The organism is Halorubellus amylolyticus (assembly GCF_034808145.1).
In the GTDB taxonomy this organism is placed as follows: Archaea; Halobacteriota; Halobacteria; order Halobacteriales; family Natrialbaceae; genus Halorubellus.
In genome coordinates, this window is record NZ_JAXHGM010000001.1 from 725906 (window position 1) to 736875 (window position 10970).

Consider the following 10970-nt stretch of genomic DNA (forward strand, 5'->3'; position numbering starts at 1 on the left):
TCGGGGAGCGCCCGTCGACGCGGACGCCCACGACGCCCCAGTGATCCCCGTCGACGGCGAGGACCGGGGCGCGAGAACGCGCGACGCGACGCGTGCAGGGGTCAGCGGCCACCCCCCGTTCCGGGACGACGTTGACGACGCCGAGTGGCCCGCGGGCCGCATCGCGACCTGCGTGAGGGGGGCCCAGGAGTGGGAGGTGCGGGCAGAATGACGGACCGGTTCGAACGACTCCTCGACCGCGCGAGCGACGCCGTGTACGCCGTCGACACGGACTGGCGGATCGAGTACATGAACGAGACGATGGCGGCCCGCGTCGACCGCCGCCGCGAAGCGGTCGTCGGGACCGTCCTCTGGGAGGCGTTCCCCGCCATCGTCGGCACCGAACTCGAAGCGACGTACCGCGAGGCGATGGAGTCCGGGGACGCGGTCACGTTCGAGGAGTACCTCGACGACCCCGTCGACTACTGGGTCGAGGGACGCGCGTTCCCCGACGAGCACGGGCTGACGATCTTCTCGCGCGACGTCACCGAGCGCCGGGAACGCGAAGCGACGTTGCTCGACGTCACCGAGCGCCTGAACCTCGCCATCGAGGGCGCGAACCTCGGCGTGTGGGACTGGAACGTCCGGACGAACGAGGTCCAGTACAACGACAACTGGGCGACGGTGCTCGGATACGACCCCGCGGAGATCGGGACGGGCCTCGAGGAGTGGTCGGGCCGCGTTCACCCCGACGACCTGAAGGCGACGACCGAAGTGATGGAAGCGCACCTCGCGGGCGAGACCGCCCATTACGAGGACGAGCACCGGATTCGGGCGGCCGACGGCGACTGGAAGTGGATTCGTACCGTCGGGAAGGTGTTCGAGCGCGGCGACGACGGCGAGCCGCTGCGTGCCGTCGGCATCCATCTGGACGTCACCGAACGCCGTCGGTCCCAGGAGGCGCTGCGAGCGCTCCAACGCGTCGCCGCCGACCTCACGGAGGCCGACTCCATCCAGGATATCGCTGACTTCGCGCTGGACGCGGCGTCGGACGTCCTCGACCTGCACCTGACTGCGATCTGGCGGTACGACGAACGCACGGGCGCACTCGAACCCGTCGCGCAGACCGACGCGGCACGAGCAGCCATCGGCGGCGACCAGCCGCGGTTCACCGCGGAGGAACCGAGTCTCGCGTGGCAAGCGTTCGAATCAGACACCGTCGGCGTGTACGAGGCCCTCGCCGACGTCGACGACGTGTACAACCCCGGAACGGCGTTCCGGAGCGAGCTCATCGTGCCCTTGGAGGGCGTCGGCGTCCTGACGGCGGCGTCCACGGAGGCCCGGGAGTTCTCCGAGACGGACCGGGACCTGTTCCGGATCCTCGGGTCCGCAGTGAAGGCGGCGATGGTTCGCGAGCGCCGAGCGACGGAACTTCGCCGGCAAAACGAGCGACTCGACGACTTCGCGAGCGTCGTCGCACACGACCTCCGGAACCCGCTCTCGGTCGCCACCATGTTCACCGAGCAAGCCATCGAGACCGGCGACCTCGCGTACCTCGGTGACGTCGCGGACGCGCACGACCGGATGGCCGAACTCATCGACGACGTGCTGACGCTCGCTCGCGCCCACCCGTCCCTCGAGGACCCCGAACCCGTCAGGCTGGGACGGGCCGCGGTCGAAGCCTGGGAGTACGTCGACACGGCGAACGCGTCGCTGTCCGTCGAGGACGCCGTGCCGGTCGTGGCGGGCGACAAGAGTCGCCTGACGCAACTGTTCGAGAACCTGTTCCGGAACGCGGTCGAGCACGGCTCTCCCTGCACCCAGGCAGAGCCTGAGAACGCGGTCGAGCACGGCTCTCCCTGCACCCAGGCAGAGCCTGAGAACGCGGTCGAGCACGGCACGACGAGCACCCGGCCGCAGCCCGGCGACGCAGTGGAACACGGTTCCACGAGCAACCAGACGCAGTCTGGTGACGCGAACGGGAACGGAGCGCCCGACCCCGACTCGTCCTGCGGCGAGACGGCCGACTCCGGAGACAGTGCGACCGGCGACGACGGCGAGATAACGATAACCGTCGGAGTCCTCCAGGACCGGAACGGGTTCTACGTCGCGGACGACGGCGTCGGCGTCGACCCCGACCTCGAAGGCGACCTCTTCGAGCACGGCGTCACGTCGAGCGCGGACGGCACGGGGTTCGGGTTGTCCATCGTCAGCGACATCGCGCACGCCCACGGGTGGTCGGTGTCGCTCGCGGAGAGCGCGGGCGGCGGCGCGCGATTCGAGTTCGAGACGCCCACGGACGACTGACCGCATCGTCCGGGTGGCTCCTTCTCGCCGCGAACGCACACCGCGGAAACTCCGTCGGTTCGCGCGCACGCTGTCGGCGTCGTCGCTTCCGTCACCACGCAGATTATACGACTCCGAACCGCAGGATTCGACAATGGAGTACGTGCAGGAGCGCGTGACGACGCTCCACGACTACGGCGACGCGGACCCGGTGGCGCCGACGGAGCGTGCGGCGGTCGTGGTGCCGATGACCGAACGCGAGTACGCGGGGCTGGCGCCCGAGCGCACGCTGTCGGCGCTCGAAGCGGTCGACCCCGGGAAGGTCGTGGTGCCGTTGTCCGCGTCGCCCGAGCACGTCGCGGACTTCGCGGACTGGCTCGCGTCGTTCGACCTCGACGCCGACCTGCTGTGGTGTAACAGCGACGCGGTCGACGCCGTCCTCGACGACCACGGGCTCCGTGGCGTCGCGGGGAAGGGCCGGGACGTCTGGCTGGCGCTCGGGCACGCCGCCGACGTCGCCGACTTCGTCGTCTGTCACGACGCGGACGCGAAGACCTACAACGAGCGTCACGTCCCGAAACTGCTCGCGCCCCTCGCCGGCGAGTACGCGTTCTCGAAGGGGTACTACGCTCGCGTGGAGAACGACCAGCTCTACGGCCGGCTGTTCCGGTTGTTCGTCCGGCCGCTCGTCCGGGCGCTGGACGACGCGACCGACCACGCGTTCGTCGACTACCTCGACGCGTTCCGGTACGCCCTCGCCGGCGAGTTCGCTTTGACCGCCGACCTCGCGCGCGAGGTGCGCGCCCAACGGGAGTTCGGCCTGGAGGTCGGGACGCTCGCCGACGCGTACGCGCACGCCGGCTTCGAGCGGTCCGCGCAGGTGGACCTCGGCCGCCACGAGCACGACCATCGCGCCGTCTCCGGGCCTACGGGACTGAGCGACATGAGCGAGCAGGTCGGGCGCGCGCTGTTCAACGCGCTCGCCGACCACGACGTCCCCGTCGACTACGACGCGCTCCGGGAGGCCTACCGCGACACCGCGGACGCGCTCGTCGACCAGTACGCCGCCGACGCCGCGTTCAACGACTTCGCGTACGACGCGCACGACGAACGCGAGCAGGTCGAGGCGTACGCTCCCGCAGTCAAAGCTCCCGACCGCGACGACCGCCTCCCGGCGTGGCGCGACGTCGACCTCCACCCGGAGACCGTCCTCGACGCGAGCCACCGCGCCATCGAGCGCGTCCGGACCTGAATCGCGGGGTCAGCCGCCCCCGTTCCCGTCGACGACCTCGAAGCCGACCGCGTGCCCCGCGCCTCGATTCGTGCCCCAGTAGACGAACCGATACCGACCCGGCTCCAGGGGCCCACAGACGCGGTACGTCGGGTCGTACTCGAAGGCATCGGTGAGTCCTCGTTCCGAGACGGTGACTGGCCACTCGAAACCGCTCCCGGGTTCGTGGGAGACCACCTTGTCGATGATACCGCCACGGTCCGGTGCAATCCCGAAGATGCTGTGCCAGTCGGCCTCGGTGGCACGCTGGACGTCGAGCTTCTTGCTGACGCCGGTCGTCTGGTCCTCGCCGCTGACGTTCGTCAACGTGAACGTCACCTCGTCGCCGAGCGCGACCCGGTCGGTGCTCGCGGTGAGCCGGAAGCCGTCTCGCGGACCGGGTCCGGCCGCGGTCCAGTACGGGTCGACCGGCTCGGTGCGTTCCCCGCAGGACGTCGCTGGGTCGACGACGCCCTCGGTGAACGCGGTCGCTTCTCGCGCGGTCGACTCCCGAGTCGTGTCGCGCGACGCGAGCGACTGACAACCGGCGACGACGGTCGTCGTGGTGGCGGCGAGCGCGGCGAGGACGCGGCGACGGGCGGGCATGGCCGGCCCGACGACCGGCGCCGAGAAGTGTCTTGTCCCGCAGCCGGTCGACCTCGTTCGCGTCGTCGACGCGTCCTCTCGCCGTCGCCCGAACGGTTTTGGTGTCGCGCCCGTACCGGTATTGACGTGACCGAATCCGACGCTGCGGCGGGGGGCGAGGCGGTGTTGTCGGCGGACGAGCTCGCGGGCGTCCTCGAGCTGTTCGGCGCGCTCGCCGAGTCGGAGTTCGTGCGCGCGGTCCGCGAGGCGGCGTTCCGCGACGGCCGCGAGGTGACCGAGGACGGTATCGCGGACCGCGTGAACGCCGCCGCGGAGTCGTTCCACGTCGTCCGCGTCGAACCCGACGCCGTCCCCGGCGTCGTCGACGGCCTCGGTGACGCGGAGGCGGCGTACGTCGCCGGGCCGCGCGCGTGGCCGGAGGAGCCCGCGCACGGTGAGGACCTCCCGCACATCCTCGACGTCGACGCGCGCGACGTCGACCGTGCGGCGCTCGCGAGGCGAGTCCGCCAGCAGCTCCGCGCCGCCGTCGAGCACGCTGCCGCGCGCAGCGACGCCGAGCGCCTCCACGAGGTCGTCGACGTCACGTACGACGTCGAAGCGTGGGCCGACGTCGACCTCCCCGACACCCGCGGCCTCGCCGATGGCGCACTCGCGAACCTGGAGTGAACTGGCCGCACGAGCATACGGCGTCCGGCAGGACGCCGTTTCCTGTTGGACTGCCCGCACGAGCGTGAACTGGCCGCACGAGCATACGGCGTCCGGCAGGACGCCGTTTCCTGTTGGACTGCCCGCACGAGCGTGAACTGGCCGCACGAGCATACGGCCGCCGCCAGGCGGCCGTTTCCGCGTTCCGGCGTTCGACCGATTCTGGACTGCTCAGACGAGCGTCCGGCCGCCGCTAAACGGACGTTTCGACCCTGGATTCTCGTCGTGCTGTCGTGGACGTGAATTATCGCTGTGAGTAAACCGTTAAGTGGCGACGCGGCCGATTCGCGGGTATGAGCGACCTGCCGGAGGATTTCAAGTGCACCATCACGAACTGGGAGTACATCTACTCGCTGTGCCGTGACGTGTCGAACGACGTGAAGCGGGACGCGTTCGAGCCGGACGTCGTTGTCGCGCTCGCTCGCGGCGGGTGGTTCGCGGGTCGGTGTATCTGTGATTTCCTCGGGCTGGACGACCTGACGAGCCTGAAGATGGAGCATTACGTCGGGACTGCCCAGAAGAGCGACGAGCCCCAGGTCCGGTATCCGATGCCGGAGGGGTCGGTGGCGGGCAAGGACGTCCTCATCATCGACGACATCGCGGACACGGGCGGGTCGATTCGGCGGGCGGAGGAGTACGTGATGGAGCGCGACGCGGGCGAGGTCCGCACTGCGACCCTCCAGTTGCTGGATACGAGCGAGTTCGAGCCGGATTACGTCGGCGAGAACCTGGAGGAGTGGGCGTGGATCGTGTACCCGTGGAACTTCATCGAGGACATGATCGACGTCATCTCGGGCGTGATGGAGCGCGCGGACGACTCGTCGTTCTCGAAGGCGGACATCCGGCACTATCTCTCGGAGTACCACGACGTGGAGCGTATCGAGATGGAGATCGCGCAGCCGAACCGGCTCGGCGAGGTGTTGACGGAGATGGAGCGTCGTGACGTCGTCGCGGACGCCGGCCCCGGGCAGTGGCGGCTCGTGGAGTGAGTTCTGGGCACCGTTTTAGTGACTACCGGAGAGATTCGATGGCATGGCTCGGACCGCTGGGAGTGAGGATTCGCGCCGGCTGTGGCCGGGGCTGTCGGTGTCCGCGATCGGCCTCGTGCTGCTCGGCGTGCCGGCGTACGACATCTGGGACGACGTCACCGCGCTCTCGTGGCATCCGACGACGACGCTCCTCGAGAACCTGACGTTCGTCGTGCTCGCGGGCGTCCTCGTCGCGGGTGGCGTGTGGTTGACGCGCGTGGACTGGGCGCCGCGGCACTCGCGGACGGTCGCGGTGCGGACGCTCGCGGGGACGGCCGTGGTGCTCTCGCTCGTCGCGTTCGTCGTCGTCGTCCAGGACACCGTGATGGGGTCGTTGAAGCCGTACGTCATCGCGATGGACGCGGTCCTGATCGGTGCGACGACGTCGTTCGGACTGGGCGTGTACAGCGCGCGAGCGCAGCGGAACGCGGTCGAGCTGTCGCGTTCCGCGCGACTGAACGAGCACCTCGAGACGCTGCTCGGGCACACGAGCGACCTCGAGGCGGCGCAGGACCGCGAGCGCGCGTTCGAGGTCGTCTCGGACGCTATCGACGCGCTGCTGGGCGAGCGCGCGGTCGAGGTCGTCGTCGACGGTGACGTCGTCGTGGCGCCGGCGGGCGTGGACGCGGACGCGACACCGACGGTGCGGGCGGCCGTCGACGACCGCGGGCACGTCGCGGTGTACGACGACGCGGTCCCGGGCCACGAGCGGGAGACGATGCGGTTGCTCGCCGTGCATCTCGCGGGGGCACTCGCGCGACTCGACCGGGAGGCGGCGATGTACAAGCAACGCGAGCGCCTGGAGTTCGTGAACCGGACGGTCCGGCATAACCTCCTGAACGACGTGAACGTCGTCTCCTCGCGGCTGTCGCTGCTGGAGCCGAGGCCGCAGGACCGCGAGCACGTGTCGACGGTCGTGGACCGCGTCGACGGGATGGCGTCGTTCATCCAGACGATGCGGCAGTACACGGACACCATCGCGGACGACGGCCCGGAGCCGTCGCCGGTTCCGCTCGAGCCGACGCTCCGCGAGCAGGTCGAGGCGGTCCGCGCGGGGTATCCGGACGCGGAGGTCGTCCTCGAGCCGGTTCCCGACGTCGCCGTCCTCGCTGACGAGCTCTTCGGGCCGGTGCTCGAGAACCCGTTGACGAACGCCATCGAGCACCACGACGGGGACCGGCCGCGCGTCGAGGTGGCTGCGACCGTCGACGGGGACGCCGTGATCGTGACGTTCGCCGACGACGGTCCGGGGATCGCGGACGACCGGAAGGACCGGGTGTTCGAGCGCGGGGAGACCGCGGGGATGACCGCGGGAACCGGGTTCGGGCTCTATCTCGTCAAGGACGTCGTCGAGTCCTACGGCGGGTCGGTGGACGTGCGAGACAACGACCCGCGGGGGACCGTCGTCGAGCTCGCACTGCCGCTCGCGGCGGACGACGATGGTGGAGACGGCGACGTAGACGGCCGCTCGGTGGACGCCTGAGTCAGTCGTCGACCGGGACGGCCTCGGAGCCGACGCCGTCGGTGTCGGGCGACGGCAGCGCGTCGTCCCCCCGGCTGTTCTCCATCGTCGCGGTCGGGTCGTCCCCGCGGCCGCTCTCCGTCGTCGCGGTCGCGTCGTCGTCGACGACGGTGTCCTGCCACGTGCCGCGCGTGAACCACGCCATCGCGGCGAGACAGCCGACGACGTCGCCGAGGGCGACCGCTATCCAGATGCCGGTGGCGCCGAAGTCGCCGGCGATGGCGAGCGCGAACGTCACCGGGACGCGTACCGCCCAGAGTGCGACCGCGCTGAACGCGAGCGCCGTCTTCGTGTCGCCCGCGCCCCTGAACGCGCCGAGGAACACCTGGAACGCGCCGACGAACGAGAACGCGATCGCCATCACGCGCAGGTACTCCGCGCCGAGTCTGACCGTCTCGGTCGCGGTCGCGGAGTCGGTGCGGAGGAACACGGCGACGATTGGTTCGGCGAACGCGAGCGCGACGACGGTGACGACGAGCCTGACGACCGCGACGAGCTTCGCGGCGAGCCACGTCGCTCGCGCGGCGCGTTCGGGTTCGTCGGCGCCGAGGTTCTGGCCGACGACGGTGTTCGTCGCCTGCCCGAGACCCATCGCGGGGAGGAACACGAGCGAGATGAGGCGGTTCCCGAGGCCGTACGCGGCGACGACCGCCGGCGGGAACGTCGCGATCATCGCGGTCAAGGTCACCATCGCGAGCGACGACATCGACTGTTCGAGCGCCGACGGCACGCCGACGCGGACGATGTCGGCGATGACGTCCAGGTCGGGGACGAGGTGCGCGCGTTCGATGGTCGGGCCGACGGTCGTCCCGAACAGGACGTAGAACCCGAGGACGGCGGCGATGGCGCGACTGAGGACGGTCGCGACCGCGGCGCCCTCGATGCCCATCGCGGGGATTCCGAGCGGCTGGAAGCCGAAGATGAGCAGCGGGTCGATGGCGACGTTCACGACGACGGAGACGAACATGATGCGCATCGGCGTTCGCGTGTTCCCGTACCCGCGGAGGAGGCTCACGAACACGAAGAACCCGAATAGGGCGGGGCTCCCGAGGAAGAACAGGCGCATGTAGTCCGCGGCGAGCGGGATGACGCGCGCCTTCGTCTCGGGGTCGGCGGGGAACGCCCCGAGCATCGTATCGGTGACGAGGAACCCGAGGACGGCGAGGACGACGCTGACGGCCATGACGAACGTGAGCGTCTGCCCCGCGACCTTGCCGGCGGCGTCGTCGCCGCCGGCGCCGGTGTGCTGGGCGACGAGGATGGCGCCCGCGGCGGTGAACCCGCCGCCGACGGAGATCATGAGGAAGATGACGGGGAACGCGAGGCTGAGCGCACCGACGGCGTCCGCGGAGAGCGCACCGAGCCAGAACGTGTCCGCGACGTTGTACGTGACCTGCAGCAGCTGAATGACGATCATCGGCCACGCCAACGCCACCATCGGTCCGAGGAGGTCGCCCTTGGTCAACTCCCGATTCTCGGTCATACGAACCGAAACATCACGGGGGCGTATGAAGGCTCGTAGCCCGTGCTAGCGCGGCTCGCTGTTCCCGACCGCGTCCTACTCTCCCGCCCATCGCCGGGATTTTTCTCGGAGCCCGCCGTCCGACCCGTCGTGTCCCCCGAACCTCCGGCGGGAGGTCGGCAGTTGCTCGGTGCCGGCGTGCGGTTCGTCGCGCACTGGGTCGTCCTCTCGGTCGGACTCCTCCCGTTCGCGTTCGTCGTCGCCGCACTCGACGTCGGGTACCCGTGGCTCGCCGGCGGCGTGACCGTCGGCCTGGCCGCCGTGGCGGTCGACCGCGGCGTCGCCCTCGAGACCACGGGCACACTCTCGCTCGTCGCCGTCGCGTCGTTCTTCGTCGTCCAAGCCGCCGCTGGTGGCGCGCTCGGCGACCCGTCGACCGCGTGGACCGTCGGCGCGGCGGGCACCGCCTACGCGCTCGCCGTCCTCGTCGACCGTACGAACCCGCGTCGTGCCCTCCGTGCCGCGGTCGACCCCGGGCGACGCGGCCGGCGCGACGACTGAACCGCGCCGCGAGGGCGACTCGCAGGGGTTAACTCCGCGGGCGGGGAACGCGCTGGTATGTCAATCGGCATCATCGGTGGGAGCGGCATCTACGAGGCCCTCCCGCTGGAGGACGTCGAGAAGCGAAGCGTGACCACGCCGTTCGGGGAACCGAGCGACGACCTCACCGTCGGCACCCTCCACGGGAAGGACGTCGTGTTCCTGCCGCGGCACGGCCCGGACCACCAGCACACGCCGACGAACGCGCCGTACAAGGCGAACATCTACGCGCTCAAGGACGCTGGCGTCGACCGCGTCATCTCGACGAACGCCGTCGGGAGCCTCCGCGAGGACCTGCCGCCGCGCACGCTCCTCGTCCCCGACCAGATATTCGACCGGACGAGCCAGCGCGAGCACACGTTCTTCGGCGACGGCATGGTCGTCCACATGGGGTTCGCGGACCCGTACGACCCCGCGCTCAAGTCCCACCTCGCCGACGCCGCCGAGTCCGCCGACCACGACGCGGACGTCGAGGAGGACGGGACGTACGTCTGCATCGAAGGCCCGCAGTACTCCACGCGCGCCGAGAGCGAGTTCTACCGCCAGCAGGGCTGGGACGTCGTCGGCATGACCGCCATCCCCGAGGCGAAGCTCGCTCGCGAGGCCGAGCTCGCGTACGCGACCGTCACGGGCGTCACCGACTACGACGTCTGGAAGGCCGACAACGAGGTCACCCTCCAGGAGGTCCTGGACAACGCCGCCGCGAACCAGGAGTCCATCAACGCCGTCGTCGAGGAGGCGGTGCGGACGATGCCCGAGGACTTCGATAGCGACGCCTGGAGCGCGCTCGAAGGCACCGTCAACACGCCGACGGAAGCGATCCCCGAGGCGACGCGCGAGCGCGTCGAGTTACTCGCCGGCGACTACCTCTAGGCGAACCGCCATGTCGTCGCTGCCCGGCCCGTCCCCGATTCCTCTCCCGTCCTCGCTCGACCGCGCTGTCGCGGTCCGTGGGGTCGCGGTCGCCGTCGGCGCGTTCGTCTACGAGCGGTCGCGCGTCGACGACCCGGTCGGCGACGGGTATGCTGGCGGGAGCCCTCGCCGGCGTCCACGCGCTCGGCTGCCCAATCTGTAGCGCCGTCCTGCTCGCGCTGTTCAGCTCGTCCGCGCTCATGACGCGCTTCGACCCACTCCGCCCGTCCCTCGGCGTCGCCAGCGTCGCGCTGTTCGTCAGCCTCTTCCACGTCCAGCGCAGTCGCGACTGCGAGACCTGCTGAGGGCGAACACGACCGCCGGAGACCGTCACTCGCCGAGCGTGACGGTGCGGATGCGGTTGTTCCCGCAGCTCGGGCAGAGGTGCCGGTAGTCGATGCGACGGCCGTTCGTCGACGCGCGCCAACTCCCGTCCTCGTCGTGGTACCCGCACTCGGGGCAGGTGAGGTCCGTCCCCTCGTATCGGTCGTTGAGACGGTCGATGAGCGACGACCCGCCTGCACTTCGGGACATGAGCGTGAACTTCGTCGCCCAACGGCATAAGTCATGCCATGAGTTACCATGACATTGGTCGGGGGT

Annotated in this window: 11 protein-coding genes; 8 read left to right on the forward strand and 3 right to left on the reverse strand. The window is 70.1% G+C overall.

Going from position 1 to position 10970, the window contains the following annotated elements:
• Window positions 1–207: 207 nt before the first annotated feature.
• Entirely contained in the window at window positions 208–2286 is a 2079-nt protein-coding gene (locus SM754_RS03650; protein ID WP_323674850.1) for a PAS domain-containing sensor histidine kinase, read from the forward strand.
• Window positions 2287–2419: 133 nt separating this feature from the next.
• A complete protein-coding gene (locus SM754_RS03655) occupies window positions 2420–3517 on the forward strand; it encodes a glycosyltransferase family protein (protein ID WP_323674851.1) in 1098 nt (365 codons plus the stop codon).
• Window positions 3518–3526: 9 nt separating this feature from the next.
• On the opposite strand, the gene SM754_RS03660 is transcribed toward SM754_RS03655, so the two are convergent.
• The gene (locus SM754_RS03660; RefSeq protein ID WP_323674852.1) at window positions 3527–4141 is read right to left on the reverse strand and encodes a hypothetical protein; all 615 of its coding nucleotides are present in this window, start codon (window positions 4139–4141) and stop codon (window positions 3527–3529) included.
• A gap of 126 nt (window positions 4142–4267) precedes the next feature.
• Between SM754_RS03660 and SM754_RS03665 the strand changes: the two genes are divergently transcribed.
• The 3 genes from SM754_RS03665 to SM754_RS03675 all read left to right on the forward strand — a co-directional run bounded on the left by SM754_RS03665 (window position 4268) and on the right by SM754_RS03675 (window position 7357).
• Window positions 4268–4807: a DUF7109 family protein gene (locus SM754_RS03665; protein WP_323674853.1), complete on the forward strand. Its 540-nt coding sequence runs from the start codon at window positions 4268–4270 to the stop codon at window positions 4805–4807.
• A gap of 332 nt (window positions 4808–5139) precedes the next feature.
• A complete protein-coding gene (locus SM754_RS03670) occupies window positions 5140–5835 on the forward strand; it encodes a phosphoribosyltransferase (protein ID WP_323674854.1) in 696 nt (231 codons plus the stop codon).
• 43 nt (window positions 5836–5878) lie between these two features.
• Window positions 5879–7357 (forward strand): sensor histidine kinase, encoded by a 1479-nt coding sequence (locus tag SM754_RS03675; RefSeq protein ID WP_323674855.1) that lies wholly within the window; start codon window positions 5879–5881, stop codon window positions 7355–7357.
• A 1-nt stretch (window position 7358) separates the two neighbouring features.
• Here SM754_RS03675 and SM754_RS03680 read toward each other — a convergent pair whose 3' ends face one another.
• Window positions 7359–8879 carry an MATE family efflux transporter gene (locus SM754_RS03680; RefSeq protein ID WP_323674856.1) on the reverse strand — a complete coding sequence of 507 codons (1521 nt, stop codon included), beginning with the start codon at window positions 8877–8879 and terminating at the stop codon, window positions 7359–7361.
• Between the two features lie 129 nt (window positions 8880–9008).
• On the opposite strand from SM754_RS03680, the gene SM754_RS03685 reads away from it, so the two are divergent.
• From SM754_RS03685 to SM754_RS03695, 3 genes are all read left to right on the forward strand, one after another.
• Entirely contained in the window at window positions 9009–9419 is a 411-nt protein-coding gene (locus SM754_RS03685) for a hypothetical protein (protein WP_323674857.1), read from the forward strand.
• Between the two features lie 57 nt (window positions 9420–9476).
• Window positions 9477–10331: an S-methyl-5'-thioadenosine phosphorylase gene (mtnP, locus tag SM754_RS03690; RefSeq protein ID WP_323674858.1), complete on the forward strand. Its 855-nt coding sequence runs from the start codon at window positions 9477–9479 to the stop codon at window positions 10329–10331.
• Window positions 10332–10480: 149 nt separating this feature from the next.
• On the forward strand, window positions 10481–10675 hold the full coding sequence (locus tag SM754_RS03695; RefSeq protein ID WP_323674859.1) for a hypothetical protein: 195 nt from the start codon (window positions 10481–10483) through the stop codon (window positions 10673–10675).
• A gap of 25 nt (window positions 10676–10700) precedes the next feature.
• Here the strand turns inward: SM754_RS03695 and SM754_RS03700 are convergent, their stop codons facing one another.
• Complete coding sequence (locus SM754_RS03700) at window positions 10701–10904, reverse strand: HVO_0649 family zinc finger protein (protein WP_323674860.1); 204 nt, start codon at window positions 10902–10904, stop codon at window positions 10701–10703.
• Window positions 10905–10970: the final 66 nt, after the last annotated feature.